Annotated in this window: 13 protein-coding genes; all 13 read left to right on the top strand. The window is 47.9% G+C overall.

Features of this window, described 5'->3' with window-relative positions; translation table 11 throughout:
• Positions 1–15 precede the first annotated feature (15 nt).
• The 13 genes from secD (at position 16) to pknB (ending at position 18,654) form a co-directional block, all read left to right on the top strand.
• Positions 16–2,319, top strand: coding sequence for a protein translocase subunit SecD (gene secD, locus KQI22_RS05870; protein ID WP_216551182.1), 2,304 nt, complete (start codon positions 16–18; stop codon positions 2,317–2,319).
• 205 nt (positions 2,320–2,524) lie between these two features.
• Entirely contained in the window at positions 2,525–4,555 is a 2,031-nt protein-coding gene (locus tag KQI22_RS05865) for an ATP-binding protein (RefSeq protein WP_216551180.1), read from the top strand.
• A gap of 72 nt (positions 4,556–4,627) precedes the next feature.
• On the top strand, positions 4,628–5,413 hold the full coding sequence (locus tag KQI22_RS05860) for a peptidoglycan recognition protein family protein (RefSeq protein WP_216551179.1): 786 nt from the start codon (positions 4,628–4,630) through the stop codon (positions 5,411–5,413).
• 4 nt (positions 5,414–5,417) lie between these two features.
• Positions 5,418–7,172 (top strand): single-stranded-DNA-specific exonuclease RecJ, encoded by a 1,755-nt coding sequence (gene recJ, locus KQI22_RS05855; RefSeq protein WP_216551177.1) that lies wholly within the window; start codon positions 5,418–5,420, stop codon positions 7,170–7,172.
• Positions 7,173–7,449: 277 nt separating this feature from the next.
• Positions 7,450–8,922: a UDP-N-acetylmuramoyl-L-alanyl-D-glutamate--2,6-diaminopimelate ligase gene (locus KQI22_RS05850; RefSeq protein ID WP_216551217.1), complete on the top strand. Its 1,473-nt coding sequence runs from the start codon at positions 7,450–7,452 to the stop codon at positions 8,920–8,922.
• Positions 8,923–8,924: 2 nt separating this feature from the next.
• The gene (gene priA / locus KQI22_RS05845; protein WP_216551175.1) at positions 8,925–11,165 is read left to right on the top strand and encodes a replication restart helicase PriA; all 2,241 of its coding nucleotides are present in this window, start codon (positions 8,925–8,927) and stop codon (positions 11,163–11,165) included.
• Positions 11,166–11,200: 35 nt separating this feature from the next.
• On the top strand, positions 11,201–11,692 hold the full coding sequence (gene def, locus KQI22_RS05840) for a peptide deformylase (RefSeq protein WP_216551173.1): 492 nt from the start codon (positions 11,201–11,203) through the stop codon (positions 11,690–11,692).
• A complete protein-coding gene (gene fmt, locus KQI22_RS05835) occupies positions 11,689–12,624 on the top strand; it encodes a methionyl-tRNA formyltransferase (RefSeq protein ID WP_216551172.1) in 936 nt (311 codons plus the stop codon). The genes def and fmt overlap by 4 nt, the downstream gene beginning before the upstream one ends.
• A gap of 18 nt (positions 12,625–12,642) precedes the next feature.
• Positions 12,643–13,359: a zinc metallopeptidase gene (locus KQI22_RS05830; protein WP_216551170.1), complete on the top strand. Its 717-nt coding sequence runs from the start codon at positions 12,643–12,645 to the stop codon at positions 13,357–13,359.
• Positions 13,352–14,653 carry a 16S rRNA (cytosine(967)-C(5))-methyltransferase RsmB gene (gene rsmB / locus KQI22_RS05825; RefSeq protein WP_216551169.1) on the top strand — a complete coding sequence of 434 codons (1,302 nt, stop codon included), beginning with the start codon at positions 13,352–13,354 and terminating at the stop codon, positions 14,651–14,653. Before KQI22_RS05830 ends, rsmB begins: the two co-directional genes overlap by 8 nt.
• Positions 14,654–14,657: 4 nt before the next feature.
• Positions 14,658–15,716 carry a 23S rRNA (adenine(2503)-C(2))-methyltransferase RlmN gene (gene rlmN / locus KQI22_RS05820; RefSeq protein ID WP_216551168.1) on the top strand — a complete coding sequence of 353 codons (1,059 nt, stop codon included), beginning with the start codon at positions 14,658–14,660 and terminating at the stop codon, positions 15,714–15,716.
• Positions 15,710–16,465: a Stp1/IreP family PP2C-type Ser/Thr phosphatase gene (locus KQI22_RS05815; RefSeq protein ID WP_216551166.1), complete on the top strand. Its 756-nt coding sequence runs from the start codon at positions 15,710–15,712 to the stop codon at positions 16,463–16,465. The genes rlmN and KQI22_RS05815 overlap by 7 nt, the downstream gene beginning before the upstream one ends.
• Positions 16,462–18,654 carry a Stk1 family PASTA domain-containing Ser/Thr kinase gene (gene pknB / locus KQI22_RS05810; RefSeq protein WP_216551164.1) on the top strand — a complete coding sequence of 731 codons (2,193 nt, stop codon included), beginning with the start codon at positions 16,462–16,464 and terminating at the stop codon, positions 18,652–18,654. Before KQI22_RS05815 ends, pknB begins: the two co-directional genes overlap by 4 nt.
• The last annotated feature ends 2 nt before the right edge of the window (positions 18,655–18,656 follow it).

Raw genomic sequence — 18,656 nt, 5'->3', positions numbered from 1 at the left:
AGGGAGGAAAAAGAAATGAAGAAAAACAGAGCAGTCATTACAATGATTTTGGCAGTGCTCGCAATTATTGGATTCAGCTATATTGCCTTCATCGGTATTGGTGCAGGCAAGACAGGATCCATGGGGAATATCAAGCAGGGTCTTGACCTTGCCGGCGGTGTCAGCATTACCTATCAGGTAGTCGGTGACGAAGAACCTTCCGCCGAAGATATGAGCGATACGATCTACAAGCTGCAGAAGCGTGTGGAAAACTACAGTACGGAAGCACAGGTATATCAGGAAGGTAGCGACCGTATCAATATCGAAATTCCGGGTGTTTCCGATGCCAATGCGATCCTGGAAGAACTTGGACGTCCGGGTTCTCTTTACTTCATCAAACAGACTGACAGTGACGGAAACCAGAATTATACGATCGGTATCACAGAGGATGGTACTTATGATTATGTACTGCTGAAAGATCTGAACACACTGATGGAAGACGGCAGTATCGTACTTGACGGTACTATGGTATCCAGCGCACAGGCAGCTACCGTACAGTCAAACACAGGTACAAAGGATAAAGAGTATGTTGTTTCCCTTACCTTTACAGAAGAAGGTAAACAGGCATTTGCAGATGCCACAACAGATGCGTATTCCAAGGGCGAAACGATCGGTATCTACTATGATGGCAGATTTGTATCCGTTCCGAAGGTAAATGAGCCGATCCTTGGTGGTCAGGCACAGATCAGCGGACAGGAAAGCTTTGAAGAAGCCGATACACTTGCTTCTACGATCCGTATCGGTGGTCTGAAACTGGAACTGGAAGAACTCCGTTCCAATGTCGTAGGTGCACAGCTTGGTGAAGAAGCCGTTTCTTCCAGCTTAAAGGCAGGTGCGATCGGTTTCGGACTGGTATGTATCCTGATGATCGTTGTATACCTGTTACCTGGTTTTGTTTCAGCGATCGCCCTTACCATTTATGTCCTTCTGACATTACTTGCACTGAATGCATTAAATATTACATTAACACTGCCCGGTATTGCAGGTATCATCCTTTCCATCGGTATGGCGGTTGATGCGAATGTCATCATCTTCTCCCGTATCCGAGAAGAGATCGCAGCCGGCAAGACAGTACAGTCAGCCATTAAGATCGGTTTTGAAAAAGCACTTTCCGCTATCGTGGACGGTAATATCACAACACTGATCGCAGCACTGGTGCTTGGCTTAAAAGGTTCCGGTACAGTAAAAGGTTTTGCCATTACATTGGGACTTGGTATTATTCTTTCCATGTTCACGGCATTATTTGTAACAAGACAGCTCTTAAATGCATTTTATGCACTGGGCTGCAAGAATGAGAAGCTGTACGGTAAGGCAAAAGATCTCAATACAGTTGATTTCCTGTCAAAGAAAGCAATCTTCTTTGCAATTTCACTGATCGTGATCGTAGCTGGATTTGTATTCATGGGTGTGAATAAGTCACAGACAGGCTATTCTTTAAATTACAGCCTTGACTTTATGGGTGGTACTTCTTCTACTGTTACATTCAATGAAGATCTGTCTATCGCAGATATCGATGCGCAGGTGGTTCCGGTTGTGGAAAAGATCACAGGCGACAGCAATGTACAGACACAGAAGGTAAATGATTCCACACAGGTTGTCATCAAGACAAGATCTCTGACAGTGGATGAAAGAGAAGCTTTCACAACTGCTATGAAAGAAGATTTCGGTGTAGAGGAAGATGCGATCACAACAGAGACGATCAGTGCGACGGTCAGCAACGAAATGAAGTCTGACGCGATCGTATCCGTGATCATTGCAACGCTCTGCATGCTTATATATATCTGGTTCCGTTTTACAGATGTCCGTTTTGCGGCAAGTGCGGTTCTGGCACTGTTACATGACGTACTCGTAGTACTGGCATTCTATGCGGTTTCCAAAACATCCGTCGGCAATACATTCATTGCATGTATGCTGACCATCGTCGGATACTCCGTCAACTCAACGATCGTTATCTTTGACCGTATCCGTGAACAGCTCAAGACAACAAAGGTAAGAGACAACGAAGAACTGAAGACGATCGTAAACGATTGTATCACAAAGACACTGACAAGAAGTATTTACACGAATATCACAACCTTCATTACGATCTTTATGGTATTCCTGCTCGGTGTCTCCAGCATCCGTTCTTTCGCGATGCCTCTTATGGTAGGTATCCTTTGCGGCGCATATTCTTCCGTATGTATCACAGGTGCTCTGTGGTATGTGCTCAGAACAAAATTTGCAGGAAAGAAAAAAGCACCTGCAAAAGCACCGGCTAAGAAGGCTGCTAAAAAGAACTGATCAGATTCTGAATAAAAACATGTGAAATGCTCCCTGCATTGGCAGGGGGCATTTTTGTATGAAAAAAACAGAAAAATTTGTATAATATTTCATGCTGCAATTTGGTAAACACCATTGTGGTGCCTATCGGAGTTTGGTATAATAAATACATATGTGGGGTCTTCCCGACAGATTTCTTCAAAAGGGTGAATGGAGGAAACAAAACATGATAGTATTGGTCATTTTACTGGTAGTGGTGATTGGCGTGCTGGTGTTTCTGCTGATGCGTGAAAAACAGGGGGCAGCAACAGAAAAACAGGATCCGGCGAAGCTGGTACCGAAGGGGATTCTTGACAGAGGCGGTGTAGGTCCTGTACTTGCCGTGACGAACGACAATAAAGTCCTGTTTTTCAACAAAGACTTTGTACAGCTCTTCCCGGAGATCGCAACGGCGGAATCAATATCTGCCTATCCGGAAATGATGCGTCTGTTTAAGGATGAGGAATATGTTTCAGAGGTTTTGTCCCGTATTTATGAGATCAGATATGAGACACTGGAGCAGGAAAACGTACAGGGGAAATTTGTATGGCTCGTAGATATCACAGAGCATTACAAAACCAATAAGAAACTGAAAGAACTGAAGGAAATGGCGGATGCGGCCAATAAGGCAAAATCCAATTTCCTTGCCAATATGAGCCATGAGATCAGAACACCGATCAATACAGTGCTCGGTATGGATGAGATCATCTTGAGAGAAGCAACGGAAGTACCGATCAAGGGCTATGCGGAAAATATCCGTGAAGCAGGCACAACACTTCTGTCACTGGTCAATGATCTTCTGGATTTCTCCAAGATCGAATGCGGCAAGATGGAGATCCTGCCGGTAGAATATGAAGTGGCAAATGTACTGACAGAAGTCATCAACATGATCGAGATCAAGGCAGTCAACAAGCGTCTGGAATTCAAGGCAATCGTGGCAGAGGATATCCCATATCTGTTATTCGGTGATGAGATCCGTCTGAAACAGGTCATGATCAATCTGCTGACAAATGCAGTCAAGTATACGGAAGAAGGAAGCGTTATCTTAAAGGTAGACTGGAAGGAAGCAGGCGATTCTGCGATCCAGCTGATCGTTTCCGTGACAGATACCGGTATCGGTATCAAGGAAGAGGATATCGACAAGCTGTTCGTATCCTTTGAGCGAATCGAAGAAAAGAGAAATCGGAATATCGAAGGTACCGGTCTTGGCATCAGTATTACAAAGGAGCTGCTTGAGCTGATGAACTCCAGTCTGAATGTCCGCAGTGAGTACGGCGTTGGTTCTACCTTCTCCTTCACACTGAAGCAGGGCATCAGAGATCGTAAGCCGATCGGCAGATTCCGTGAAAAATATGCGTACAGCAATGAAAAGATCAAGAAATACAGAACGACCTTCGTAGCACCGAATGCAAAGATCCTGGTTGTTGATGATAATGCGATGAACCTTTCTGTTGTAGAGGGGCTTCTGAAAAATACAAAGATCCAGGTTGACTGTGCAAACGGCGGCGAGGCTGCACTGGAATACTGTAAGGATGTGAAATATGATATCATCTTCATGGATCATATGATGCCTTACATGGATGGTATTGAAACACTCAAGAACATCAAAGCCACAAAGGATTCTCCGAATGTGGATACACCGGTCATCGTACTGACAGCCAATGCGGTATCCGGTGCAAAGGAAATGTATCTGGAAGAGGGATTTGTGGATTACATGTCAAAACCGATCCAGGGCAAGCGTCTGGAAGAAAAGATCGTGGAATACTTACCGGAAGATAAATATGTCATGATCGAATATGATGAGATGGAGAAAAAGCTCTATCAGAATCTGTGGAAGACAGTTGCGGATGATATCATGAAAGAATATCAGTTCCACACATTGGATATCCCGACGGCAGTTGAATCCGCAGAAGGCGATAAGGACTGTGTGATCTTCCTCTTAGAGTCCTTCCGTGACAATGAGGGAAAGAACAGAAATGATATTGTATCTTCTTTCGAAAAAGAAGATTACCCGAATTACACGATCTTCGTACACGCACTCAAGAGTACGGCGAAGATGATCGGTGCAAATGATCTGTCTGAGAAGGCAAGACTGCTGGAGCAGGCAGGCAAGGACGGCGATATCGATTATATCAAGAGCCATCATGATGAAATGATTCAGGAATACAGTAAGGTTGTAGAAGAGATCAAAGATTATCTGGATCAGAAGAGTAACTGATAAAATACATAAGAAGGGTGAAGGGCTGAGGAACGGAATGTTCTTCAGCCCTTATTACGGACAGAAGATAACATGGATCAGCAACAGCGTGCCCGCATACGGGAAAGAAACAGAAGAAAGAGAAGAAAACAGGTATTTTATGCCAGGATCGTAGCATTTCTGATCGTGGCAGGGCTGCTTTTTGGTATCTTTTTTGCAGTGCGCGGCGTTATGGCACTGACAGGGGAAAAGAGCGGTGTCACAACCTTTCAGGAAATTGAGAACCGGCTTTTCAGGCGGAAAAAGAAGGTCTATACAAAGCCGGAAATGACGGAAGAATATCTGACGGTAAATCCTTATTCCAGACCGGGAGAGCCACTTCCCACCGTCAAAAGCGTATTTGTGCATTATACGGCAAACGCAGGCACTTCCGCCATGCAGAACAGAAGTTATTTTGAAAATCTGGGTATTACGGGAGAAACCTCAGCCAGTGCGCATTTCATCATTGGCTATGAAGGTGAGATCGTGCAGTGTCTGCCGCTTGAGGAGATCGGTTATGCGGTGAAGGGACGGAATTACGATTCTGTGTCCATTGAATGCTGTTATCTGGAAGAGGATGGAAAGTTTACGGATGCGACGTATCAGTCGCTTTTACAGCTTGTATCCTGGCTGATGGGCAAGTATGATCTGTCCATAGACGATGTGCTGCGGCATTATGATGAGGGGGGCAAAAACTGTCCGAAGTACTATGTGGAGCATGAAGATGCATGGCAGAAGCTGAAGCAGGATATCGAGGACTATATTGTTGAAAACGGTACGTATAAAGCGCCTGCAGCAGGCAACGTGGAGGAAAGCGAAAATACAGAGGCAGAGGAGTAGACATATGCCGGAAGAGAAATGGTTTGTCACAACAAAGAAAGCAGATTTTAATCATATAGCGGCGGAATTTGGGATCAGCCCGGTACTGGCAAGAATCATACGGAACAGAGATATTGTGACAGAGGACGAAGTGCGTTATTTCCTGCACGGAACACTGGAAGATCTGCATGATCCGTATCTTATGAAGGGAATGAAAGAGGGCAGCGCATTTTTATATGCGGCGATCCGGGAGAAAAAGCGGATCCGCATCATTGGAGATTATGATGTGGACGGGATTTGTTCTACCTATGTCCTGTATCATGCCCTGCAGCTTTTAGGAGCAGCGGTCAGCTACCGGATCCCGCACCGGATCAAGGATGGATACGGACTGAATGAAGACATCATCCGGGAGTGCAGCACAGAGCAGGTGGAAGTGATCGTCACCTGTGATAATGGGATTGCAGCGGCAAAGGAGATCGCACTGGCAAAGGAGCTTGGCATGGAGGTGCTTGTCACAGACCATCATGAAGTGCCTTACCGGGAAATCATCGGAACGGATGGTTCGACAGAGCGGGAAGAGATCCTGCCGCCGTCCCTTGTCATCGATCCGAAGCAGAAGGACTGCCCATATCCGTATAAAGGTATCTGTGGGGCGGTTGTTGCCTACAAGCTGGTACAGGTGCTCTTAGAGCAGGCGGAAAAGGAGCAGCTTATTACCGGGGCAGATCGAAAGGCGTGTCTTGCGGAGCTGCTGGAATTTGCAGCCATGGCAACGATCTGTGATGTCATGGATCTTTTGGATGAAAACAGGATCATCGTGAAATACGGGCTGAAGCAGATGGAACAGTCCAAAAATCTCGGACTGCGGACACTGATCGAGGTCTGCGGGCTGAAGGGACAGCCGCTTAGCAATTATCATGCCGGATTTATTTTAGGTCCCTGTCTGAATGCGACCGGACGACTGGACAGTGCAGCACGTGCGATGGAGCTGTTTTTGTGTACCGAGCTGCGTGAAGCGGTTGTGATCGCTACAGATCTGAAAGCGTTAAATGAGAGCCGCAAGGAACTGACGGAACAGGGCGTGAAAGAGGCGGTCAGACAGATAGAAGCGGGAGAGCATGGGACGGATAAAGTCATGGTGGTTTATCTCCCGGATTGTCATGAGAGCATTGCAGGGATCATAGCGGGCAGACTGCGGGAGAAATACGCCCATCCGTTTTTTGTGCTGACAAAAGCGGAAGAAGGTCTGAAGGGCTCCGGCAGATCCATTGAGGCATATCATATGTATGAAGGCCTGCATGGGGTAGAAGATCTTCTGACAAAATACGGCGGACACAAGCTGGCGGCGGGACTTTCTTTAGAAGAAAAAAATCTGGAAGAGCTGCGGAGGCGGCTGAATGCGGACTGTCATCTGACAGAGGAGGATTTTATCCATAAAATACTGATCGATGTGCCAATGCCGCTTTCTTATGTGAATATGCAGTTTGTGGAAAGCCTGTCTTTGCTGGAGCCGTTTGGCAACGGCAATAAAAAGCCGGTGTTTGCCTGCAAGAATGTACCGATCTCACATGTGCAGCTGAGAGGGAAAAATAAAAATGTGGCAAGCTTCCTTTTGACAGACGAGACAGGGAGAAAGCTGAACGGTATTTATTTCGGGGAAGCAGAACGGTTTTTTGAAGAAATGCAGGGCAGACAGAGCATACAGATCGTGTATTACCCGGATATCAACGAATTCCGCGGAAACCGTAGCCTGCAGATCGTTGTGACAAATTATAAATAAGCATTGAGCAGACAGGCTTTACAACACAAAACCGGCGCAGACTACTCTGCGCCGGTTTTGAATTCTTATGAGGGGGGAGTGATAAATCTCTCTATCACTGCTTATAAGGATAAAAATAAAATGTGAATAAAGTGTGTAGAAAGTATAAAAAGAAACGAAAAAGAATAGAAAAGAATTAGAAACAGCCACAAAGCAGGGGCGGAAATTGTAAAGTGTGTCAAAGTGTGATATGATAAACAGTAAGTTTTGACATCATAACAGAAAGCGGGGAATGGATATGGTACTGGCAGCATTACTGGAAAAACTGGAATATGAACTGGTCAGCGGATCAGCAGATATGCAGATTAAGGATGTAGTATATGATTCGCGTAAGGTAACAGAAGGTTCTTTATTTATCTGTATTGAAGGCGGAACGGTAGATGGGCATACTTTCATACCGGATGTGGTAAAGAAGGGCGCAAAAGCACTGATCGTGACAAAAGATGTATCGGATCTGCTGCCGGCGGGCGCAGACGTGACGGTGATCAGGGTAAAGGACAGCCGTTATGCACTGGCATTTGTATCTGCCGCTTATTTCGGACATCCGGCAGAAAAGCTGAAGGTGATCGGTATTACCGGTACAAAAGGAAAGACGACCACCACGTATCTGGTAAAATCGATTTTAGAGCACGCAGGACACAAGGTAGGGCTTGTCGGTACGATCGAAGCGATCATCGGACAGGAACATATCCCGGCAAACAATACAACACCGGAGTCGTATATCCTGCAGGAATATTTTGCAAAGATGGTCGAGGCAGGCTGTGACACAGTTGTTATGGAGGTTTCTTCCCAGGGACTGATGCTGCACAGAACGCAGGGCTTCCTCTTTGATTACGGTATCTTCACCAATATCGAGCCGGATCATATCGGCCCGCTGGAGCATAAGGATTTTGATAATTATATGCATTGTAAGGGCTTGTTGTTCAAGCAGTGCAGGGTTGGTATCGTCAACTGTGACGATGCCCATTATCAGGATGTGATCAAGGATCATACATGCCAGATCGAAACATTCGGCTTTGCAGAGAATGCGGATTACCGGGCACAGGATCTGAAGCTGATCAGCGGCGCAGGTTTCCTCGGCATTGATTTTAAGGCAAGAGGAAAGGTAAATCTGGATATCGAGCTGCATGCACCGGGCAGATTCAGTGTTTACAATGCACTTTGCGCGATCGCGATCTGCAATCACTTCGGTGTCACGGCAGATGAAGTGAAGGAAGCACTTCTCCAGGCACATGTCAAAGGCAGGATCGAGCTTGTCAAAGTATCGGATGATTTCACACTGATGATCGATTATGCACACAATGCCATGGCGCTGGAAAGCCTGCTTACGACACTGCGGGAATATAGGCCAAAACGACTTGTCTGTCTGTTTGGCTGCGGCGGAAACCGCTCCAAGCTCAGACGTTATGAGATGGGTGAGGTCAGCGGAAAGCTGGCGGATCTGACAGTGATCACCTCCGACAATCCGCGTAACGAAGAGCCGCAGGCGATCATAGATGATATTAAGGTGGGGATTTCCAAGACAGACGGAAAATACGTGGAGATCATCGACAGAAAAGAAGCGATCGCCTATGTGATCCGCCATGGACAGCCGGGGGATGTTATTGTACTTGCCGGTAAGGGACATGAGGATTATCAGGAGATCAAAGGGAAGAAATATCCGATGGATGAAAGAGATATCATTGCGGATGTACTTGCTGGAAGGATTTAAACATGGAAAAGAAATATGCGGATGTGATCGTGGGGATCTCCCACGAAAAGATTGACCGCGCGTTTCAGTATATCGTGCCACAGCGGCTGCAGACAGAACTGGAGATTGGTATGTGTGTGCATATTCCGTTTGGCAGAGGTAATCATATACAGGAAGGGTATGTGATCGGATTTTCAGAGCAGGCGGAGCTTCCGGATGATAAGCTGAAGGAGATCGAGGAGATTGTTCCGGCTTCTGTGAAAGCTACAGAGCGCAGCATCCAGTTAGCTGCATGGATCAGAAGCTATTATGGCTGTACGATGATCGCCGCATTGAAAACGGTACTTCCCGTCAAGCAGGAGAAAAAAGCGGTGGTTTACCGGGAGGTAACGCTGGCAGTAACGGAAAACGAAGCAAGAGAATATCTGTGTCAGGCACAGAAAAAACATCAGGCAGCAAAAGTACGGCTCCTCGAAGCACTGCTGGAGGGAGCGGCGCTCAGCTATACAGTGGTAACCGGTAAGCTGGCAGTTTCGCCGCAGACGGTAACGAGTATGGCGGCACAGGGCATTTTGCGGGTGGAAAGCTATGAAACATACCGCAATCCGGTACATTTTGATAAACTGCCCGGAGAGAAGAAGAAGCTGACAGAGGCGCAGCAGGAAATTGCGGATGATTTTATCCGTTCGTATGACGCAGGAGACCGGAAACCGGTGCTATTGCACGGTATTACGGGAAGCGGCAAGACAGAAGTGTATATGGAAATGATCGATGCCATGCTGCAAAGAGGAAAGCAGTGTATTGTGCTGATCCCGGAGATCGCCCTGACATACCAGACACTTTTGCGGTTTTACAAAAGGTTCGGCGATGCGGTTTCTGTGATGCATTCCCGGCTGAGCGCGGGAGAGCGTTACGATCAGATGAAGCGGGCCCAGCGTGGCGAAGTACAGGTGATGATCGGACCGCGAAGTGCACTGTTTACCCCGTTTCAAAGGCTGGGGCTGATCATCATAGATGAGGAGCATGAGACAAGCTACAAAAGCGATTCCATGCCCAAATATCATGCCAGAGAGGTGGCAGTCCATCTGGCGGAAATGACGGATGCCTGTGTGGTCATGGGATCTGCGACCCCTTCTCTGGAAGCCAATTACAGGGCGCAGCAGGGGATTTATAAAAAATATGTACTAACGGACCGGATCGGAGATGCAGTCCTGCCGGAGGTGCAGATCGTAGATATGCGGCAGGAGTTAGCCAGTGGTAACAGCTCGATCTTCAGCAGACATCTGGAAACAGCGATCGCTGACCGGCTGGAAAAGAAGCAGCAGGTCATGCTGTTTTTGAACCGAAGAGGCGTTTCGGGCTTTGTATCCTGCAGGGCATGCGGCTATGTCATGAAATGTCCGCACTGTGATGTCTCGCTTTCCGAGCACAGGCAGAAAATGGTCTGCCATTATTGCGGCTATGAACAGCCGAAGCCTACTGTCTGCCCCAAATGTCAGAGCAGATATCTGTTCGGCTTTAAGGCGGGAACACAACAGGTGGAGGACAGCCTGCGGATGCGGTTTCCGGATGCACGTATCCTGCGGATGGACGCGGATACAACGAAAAAAAAGGATGATTATGAGAAGATACTGGCAGCCTTTGCAAACCGGGAAGCGGATATCCTGATCGGTACGCAGATGATCGTGAAAGGACATGATTTCCCTGGGGTAACGCTGATGGGCGTTCTGGCTGCGGATCTGTCATTTCTGGCGGCAGATTACAGAAGCGGCGAGCGCACGTTCCAGCTTCTGGTACAGGCAGTCGGAAGAGCAGGCAGAGGCAGTATGGCGGGCGAGGCTGTGATCCAGACGTATCAGCCGGATCATTACAGCGTGGTCTATGCGGCAAAGCAGGATTATGACGGCTTCTACCGGGAGGAAATGACCTATCGCAAGCTTCTTGGTTATCCGCCGGCAGCACATATGCTGGCAGTTTTGTTTACGGGAAAAAGCGAAAAAGAAACGTTATTCTGGGCAGAACAGATGCTTTCCATGCTGCGCAGGCAGACAAAGGAGCGGAAGGATCTTGTGGTCATCGGGCCTGCACCGGCTTCTATCGGCAGGATCAACGATATGTTCCGCCAGATCGCTTATTTCAAATCACCGGATGAAGCACTGCTTATGCGGCTTCGCGGCTGGATGGAGCTGTTTTGCCAGAAAAACGAAGACAGAATGAAATCCATACTGGTATATTACGATATGGATCCGGTACATGGATATTAACGACAGATAAGTACAAAGATTGTGAGGAAAAAGAAATGGCACTGAGAAAAATCAGAGAGATCGGAGATCCGATCCTGAATAAGACATGTAAGGAAGTAAAGGAAGTCACAGACCGGACTAGAGATCTGATCGACGATATGTTTGATACGATGTATGAGGCGCAGGGCGTCGGACTGGCAGCACCGCAGGTCGGCATTTTGAAGCGGATCGTTGTCATTGACTGCGGGGATGATCCGTTACTTCTGATCAACCCGGAGGTGCTTGAAACATCCGGTGAGCAGACCGGACAGGAAGGCTGTCTTTCCGTACCGGGCAAGGCAGGTATTGTGACAAGACCGAATTATGCGAAGGTAAAAGCCTATAATGAAGATATGGAAGAGTTCATCGTGGAAGGAGAAGAACTTCTGGCGAGAGCACTTCTGCATGAGATCGATCATCTGGACGGACACCTCTATGTCGAAAAGGTAGAGGGCGAGCTGATGAACGTTGTGCCGGACGATGAGGACGAGATGGAGGAAGAAGAATGAAAGTAGTTTATATGGGAACGCCGGATTTTGCGGTAGGGCCATTGCAGGCAATGCTAGCCGGCGGTGTAGAGGTGCTGGCAGTCGTGACACAGCCGGACAGACCAAAGGGCAGGAGCAAGGAACTGGTGCCATCCCCGGTCAAGGTATGCGCCATGCAGCATCAGATCCCGGTCCTGCAGCCGGAGCGGATCAAACGCCCGGAAGCGGTAGAGGAGCTGAAGCAGTATGATGCAGATCTGTTTGTGGTAGCGGCTTTCGGACAGATCCTGTCCAAAGAGATACTGGAAATGCCGCGCCTTGGCTGTATCAATATCCATGCTTCCCTTTTGCCGAAGTACAGAGGGGCAGCACCGATCCAGTGGTCGATCATCGACGGGGAAAAAGAAACCGGCGTGACGATCATGCAGATGAATGAGGGACTGGATACCGGCGATATCCTGACGCAGAAGATCGTACCGATCACAGCAGAGGATACGGGCGAGAGCCTGTTTGACAAGCTTTGCGAGGCGGGCGGACAGCTTCTGCTTGAAACACTGCCAAAGCTGGAAAATGGCAGTATCACACCGGTAAAACAGGATGAAAGCAAGAGCAGCTATGCAAAAATGCTGACAAAAGAGCTGGGACATATTGACTTTTCGGGATCTGCCGTGGAGATCGAGCGTCTTGTAAGAGGGCTCAATTCCTGGCCGAGTGCTTACACAAAGTATGAGGGAAAGACCTTAAAGATCTGGAAGAGCCGTGTTGCCAAAAACAGTGAAAATGAGCAGCAAAAGCCCGGTACGATCGTCCGTGTGACGGATGACAGCATTTATGTACAGACAGGAGATGGCGTGTTAGAGCTTCTGGAAGTACAGCTGGAAGGCAAGAAACGTATGCCGGTCAAGGACTTTTTGCGCGGACACAGACCACAGGCAGGTACTGTTCTGGGATAACGGAAAGGAGCAAAGATAATGGGTTATTATCCATATTACAGCTATTATTATGATCCGACTTATATTTTAGTCATTTTATGTGCGATCGCATCGATCATCGCATCCGCAAAGGTAAATGCCACCTTCCGGAAATATGACAGAGTGCGCAGCATGACCGGTATGACGGGCGCGCAGGCAGCACAGACACTGTTATACAGTGCGGGCATTTATGATGTGACCGTAGAGCATGTGAGCGGCTCGCTGACCGATCATTATGATCCGTCTGCAAAAGTGCTGCGTCTTTCCGATGCCACCTACGGATCTTCTTCCGTGGCAGCAGTCGGTGTTGCGGCGCATGAATGCGGACATGCCATACAGGATAACAAAAATTACGCACCGCTGCGGATACGCTCTTCACTGGTGCCTGCAGCTAACTTAGGCTCCAAGGCGGGAATCCCGATCATCATTCTGGGCTGCATCCTTGGTTATAACATGACACTGGTACAGATCGGTATCTGGGTATTTTCCCTTGCGGTACTGTTCCAGCTTGTTACCTTGCCGGTTGAGTTTGATGCCTCCAGACGTGCGGTAAGGCTTCTGGACGAGCAGCATATCCTGCAGGGAGAAGAAGTCGGCATGTGCAGGAAAGTACTGACCGCCGCTGCCATGACGTATGTGGCCGCTGCAGCATCTGCGATCATACAGCTGCTTCGTCTGATCCTGATTTTCGGTGGAGGACGCAGAAGAGATGACTGACCGTGAGATCATACTGGACAGCCTGATGGAAATACTGGAAAAAGGACAGTACAGCCATCTTGTGCTGCGCAGTGTTTTACAAAAGTACGATTATCTGCCTAAGCAGCAGCGCAGCTTTATCAAGCGCACCTGCGAGGGAACGATAGAAAACAAGATTTATATTGATTATGTGATAGACAGCTTTGCCAAGACAAAAACACCGAAGATGAAACCGCTCATCCGTACGCTCCTGCGCATGGGAACATACCAGATCCTGTTTCTGGACGCAGTACCGGATGCGGCAGTATGCAATGAATGTGTAAAACTTGCCACAAAGCGCGGCTTTGGCCCGCTGAAAGGCTTTGTCAACGGTATTCTGCGGACGATATCCCGGAATAAGGAGCAGATTGCCCTGCCCGACCGGGAAAAAGAACCGCTTAGGTATTTGTCTGTCCGGTATTCTATGCCCTTATGGATCGTAGAGCTGTGGCAGGCGCAGTATGGCAGCAAAGCAGAAGATATGCTTAAGGCGCAGCTTGAAAAAAGACCGCTGACGATCCGTGTCAACGAAGCAATGTCCAAGGAAGCGCAAAGCAAGATGCTTTCACAGATCGCAGAGGCGGGCGTAAAGGTAACACAGTCAAATCAGTTACCTTATGCTTACTATTTGGAGCAGGTCGATCATATCGACGCTTTGCCGGGATATGCACAAGGCGGCTTTTTCATGCAGGATATCGGTTCCATGCAGGTTGTGGAGCTTTCCGGGATAAAGCCGGGTGATACCGTGATCGATGTCTGTGCGGCACCGGGCGGAAAAGCCATGCACGCACTGGCTAAGCTGCACGGGAAAGGCAGTGTGCAGGCGCGTGACCTGACGGAAAATAAGGTCAGCTTGATTGAGGAAAATATCGCAAGATGTGCCGGGGCGGCAGATGCCATCGAGGCACTTGTATGGGATGCACGCGTTTTAGATCCACAGGCTGTAGAAAAAGCAGATGTGGTCATCGCGGATCTGCCATGCTCCGGGCTTGGTGTGATCGGCAGAAAGAGCGATATCAAATACCGGATGACACCGGAGCAGGTGGCGGATATTGCTGCGCTGCAGCGGGAGATCCTTTCCGTGGTATGGCAGTATGTAAAGCCGGGCGGTATTTTGATGTACAGTACCTGCACGCTGACAAAAGCGGAAAATCAGGATAACAGAGACTGGTTTCTGGAAAACTGCCCATTTACCTTACTGGAGGAAAAAGAATTGCTGCCATCGGCAGAAACAGATGGCTTTTACATGATAAAATGCAGGAGAAACAAGGCATAATACAATGGAGAAGAAAGATATCAAATCAATGGATCTGGAAGAACTGACGCAGGAGCTGCTTGCCATGGGCGAGAAAAAATTCCGCGCCGGACAGATCTATGGCTGGATGCATGTGCACCTTGTGCGCAGCATCGATGAGATGACAAATATATCACAGAAGCTGAGGGATCAGTTAAAGGAAAACTATGCCTTTACGGCTGTAAAGCTGCTAGAGCGGCAGATCTCCAGGATCGATGGTACACAGAAGTTTTTATTCCAGCTTGCGGACGGCAATGTGGTGGAATCTGTCTGGATGCAGTATAAGCACGGAAACAGTGTCTGCATCAGCTCACAGGTCGGCTGCAGAATGGGCTGCAGGTTCTGTGCTTCCACACTGGACGGACTGACCAGAAATCTGCTGCCGTCGGAAATGCTTGACCAGATCTACGCCATCACACTTCTGACGGGGGAACGTGTTTCCAATGTGGTCGTGATGGGAACGGGAGAACCGTTTGACAATTTTGATAATTTAAAGAAATTCATCCGCCTTCTGACCGATGAAAACGGACTGCATATCAGCCAGCGGAATGTAACGGTCTCCACGTGTGGCCTTGTACCGCGGATCTATGAGCTGGCAGAGGAAAATCTGCAGATCACGCTTGCGCTGAGTCTGCATGCGACAACAGATGAGAAGCGCAGAAAGCTGATGCCCATCGCTAACAAATATTCGATTGATGAACTGATGGAAGCCTGTGCATACTATCACCAGAAGACCGGAAGACGTGTCACATTTGAGTACAGCATGGTAAAGGGGGTCAACGACTCTGCGGAGGATGCGCAGCAGCTGACCGCACTGGCAAAACGTGTAGGCAGTCATATCAATCTGATCCCAGTCAATCCGATCAAGGAACGTGATTTTGTGGCGCCTGATACGCATTACGTGCAGGTGTTTAAAAACAAGCTTGAAAAAAACAGAATCAATGTTACAATTAGAAGGGAAATGGGCCGGGATATTGACGGCGCATGCGGACAACTTAGGAAAAGACATTTAGATGAAATGGGCGAGGAGGACTCTTCGTGTTAAAATCGTATTCCGAGACTAACATCGGCAGGAAAAGACAACTGAATCAGGACTATGTATTTTCATCCGGAAAACCGATTGGAAATATGCCCAATCTGTTCATCGTAGCAGATGGAATGGGAGGACACAAGGCAGGAGATTATGCATCACGTTATACGGTAGAGACGATTGAACGCGAGATCAAAGCATCCTTTGAAAAGAATCCTTCTATTATAATACAGAAGGCGATACGGACTGCCAACAAAGAGATACGGCAGAGAGCCAGTGAAGACGAGAATCTTTACGGTATGGGAACAACGGTAGTTGTCGCGACGGTGATCGGCAGATATCTGCAGGTCGCCAATGTGGGAGACTCCCGGTTATACATTGCAAACGGGCAGGAGATACGCCAGATCACAAGAGATCATTCTCTGGTAGAGGAAATGGTCAGACTTGGCGGTATCAAGCGGGAAGAAGCAAGGCTGCATCCGGATAAAAACATCATTACGAGAGCCATCGGGGCAAAGGATGATGTGGACATCGACTTCTTTACTGTGGAGCTTCGCCCCTCAGACAGGATACTTATGTGTTCTGACGGACTGACCAACATGGTAGAGGATCAGGAGATCCTGAAGGTTCTGAACGAGCATCAGGATGACAAAACATTAGTAGAGACGGCGCGTGCGCTGATCGATACGGCAAATCAAAACGGCGGTAAGGATAATATTGCAGTAGTGCTTATAAAACCCTTTGCAGATGAGGTGAAGAAATGATAAAAATTGGTATGATTATTGGTGATAGATATGAGATTCTGGAGAAGATCGGGACAGGCGGGATGAGTGACGTCTATAAGGCGAAGTGTCATAAGCTGAACCGTTATGTAGCGATCAAAGTCTTAAAGCAGGAGTTTTCGGAAAATACAAACTTTGTTTCCAAATTCCGTGTGGAAGCGCAGGCTGCAGCAGGTCTGATGCACCCGAATATCGTAAATGTTTATGATGTCGGCGAAGAGGACGGTATTTACTATATCGTTATGGAGCTTGTCGAAGGCATCACATTAAAGAATTATATTGAAAAGAAAGCACGTCTTTCCGTGAAGGAGGCACTCAGTATCGCCATTCAGGTATCTATGGGTATTGAGGCAGCACATAACAATCACATCATTCACAGGGACATCAAACCACAGAATATCATGATCTCCAAAGAGGGTAAGGTAAAGATCGCGGATTTCGGTATTGCAAAGGCAGCCACTTCCAATACGATCACTTCCAACGTCATGGGTTCTGTCCACTATACATCACCGGAGCAGGCGCGTGGCGGCTTTTCCGATGAAAGAAGTGATATCTATTCCCTCGGCTGCACGATGTTTGAAATGCTGACAGGCCGTGTACCGTTTGACGGGGAAACGACGGTTGCGATCGCGATCAAGCACATTCAGGAGGATATGCCATCCCCTAGAGAGTACGTTTCCGAAATTCCTGTCTGTGTGGAGCAGATCATCTTCAAATGTACGCAGAAGAGCCCGGATCGCAGATACCAGTCTATGGGTGAGCTCATTGTCGATCTGAAAAAGGCACTGATCACACCGGATGAAGATTTTGTCAAAATGGTTCCGTTTGATGCGGGCGGTGAGACACGGACAATTTCCGAAGAGGATATTGCAGAGATCAAACAGCGGACAGACCGGATCGATCTGGATGCACCGATGCGTCTGAAAGACCGTGAGGTACAGAGAAGCTCTTATTCCCAGAAAGAAGAGGAAGCGGAAGAAGAGAAGCCTGAAAAACCGGTCAGACAGGAGCGGATCAATAGCAAATACAAACCGATCGAGGAAGAGGAAGAAGAACCGGAAGAATTAGACGAGGAAGATACAGAAGAATACGAGGATGACGATATGGATCCGAAAATGGAACGGATCACAACGATCCTGGCGATCGTGGCAGCAGTCATCATCGGTATTCTGGCACTGGTGCTTGTTGCAAATGCACTTGGTGTATTCAAGAGTTCACCAAAGGCAGACAGTAACATCACACAGGATGAAACAACAGATGAAAGTAAGGTAAAGATGATCAGTGTGGTGGGCATGAATGTAGAAGATGCCAAGAAAGCACTGAATGACATCGGACTTGGTACCAGAGTCACAAAGGAAGAGTCCGATACCTATGAAGTAGATCAGGTGATCAGCCAGGATGTGGAAGAGGGAGAAGAAGTAGATATGTATTCTACGATCGCTCTTGTCGTATCCAGCGGCAGTAACGGCGTGGCAGTACCAAATGTAACCGGACAGGAAGAAGCTGCGGCAAAGAGTACACTCGAGGCAGCAGGCTTTAAGGTAAATGTGACACAGTCCTCTTCCGACAGCGTACAGGAAGGTCTTGTTATCTCACAGGATCCGACAGCGGATTCCAAGGCAGAGAGCGGTGCAACGATCACACTGACTGTCAGCACGGGTCCGGAAGTAAAGAAAGTACCGGTACCGGATCTGAGAGGCATGACAGAGTCCGCAGCCAAGAGTAAGCTGGCTGAAAAAGGTTTAGTCTGTGGTACCGTATCAGAGACCTACAGTGATACCGTAACGGAAGGCTGTGTTGTTTCCCAGAGCTACAGCCCGGACAGTGAAGTGGATGAAGGCACAAGTGTCAACATCCAGTTGAGTGTCGGACCGGAAAAGCACACTTATAAATATGTAACGACTTTAAATGCACCGAGCGGTTATACAAGCGGTAATGTAACGGTAACGATCACAGCAAGTGACGGTACAACAAGAAGCTTTACAACCTCTTCTTTCCCTTGTGCAGTCAATGAGACAGGATTTAACGTAAGCAGTGGTACACTGACTTATTCTTATACAGCAACAACCATGCAGACCGTGATCGACTCCGAAACCGGAGAAGAGTCTGAGGAACCGATCACAGAAGATGTTACGACATCACCGGTCACTGTTCAGTTTGAGCAGGAGTAAGG

It is taken from the genome of Kineothrix sp. MSJ-39 (assembly GCF_018917935.1).
Classification (GTDB): domain Bacteria; phylum Bacillota; class Clostridia; order Lachnospirales; family Lachnospiraceae; genus CAG-194.
The sequence above is the reverse complement of the archived record's forward strand: the minus strand, read 5'-3'. Positions and strand labels throughout refer to the sequence as shown.

Excerpts from the sequence above, each read along its gene's own strand:
- secD (WP_216551182.1), top strand. The coding sequence starts at position 16 with ATGAAGAAAAACAGAGCAGTCATTACAATGATTTTGGCAGTGCTCGCA.
- KQI22_RS05865 (WP_216551180.1), top strand. The coding sequence starts at position 2,525 with ATGATAGTATTGGTCATTTTACTGGTAGTGGTGATTGGCGTGCTGGTG.
- KQI22_RS05860 (WP_216551179.1), top strand. The coding sequence starts at position 4,628 with ATGGATCAGCAACAGCGTGCCCGCATACGGGAAAGAAACAGAAGAAAG.
- recJ (WP_216551177.1), top strand. The coding sequence starts at position 5,418 with ATGCCGGAAGAGAAATGGTTTGTCACAACAAAGAAAGCAGATTTTAAT.
- KQI22_RS05850 (WP_216551217.1), top strand. The coding sequence starts at position 7,450 with ATGGTACTGGCAGCATTACTGGAAAAACTGGAATATGAACTGGTCAGC.
- priA (WP_216551175.1), top strand. The coding sequence starts at position 8,925 with ATGGAAAAGAAATATGCGGATGTGATCGTGGGGATCTCCCACGAAAAG.
- def (WP_216551173.1), top strand. The coding sequence starts at position 11,201 with ATGGCACTGAGAAAAATCAGAGAGATCGGAGATCCGATCCTGAATAAG.
- fmt (WP_216551172.1), top strand. The coding sequence starts at position 11,689 with ATGAAAGTAGTTTATATGGGAACGCCGGATTTTGCGGTAGGGCCATTG.
- KQI22_RS05830 (WP_216551170.1), top strand. The coding sequence starts at position 12,643 with ATGGGTTATTATCCATATTACAGCTATTATTATGATCCGACTTATATT.
- rsmB (WP_216551169.1), top strand. The coding sequence starts at position 13,352 with ATGACTGACCGTGAGATCATACTGGACAGCCTGATGGAAATACTGGAA.
- rlmN (WP_216551168.1), top strand. The coding sequence starts at position 14,658 with ATGGAGAAGAAAGATATCAAATCAATGGATCTGGAAGAACTGACGCAG.
- pknB (WP_216551164.1), top strand. The coding sequence starts at position 16,462 with ATGATAAAAATTGGTATGATTATTGGTGATAGATATGAGATTCTGGAG.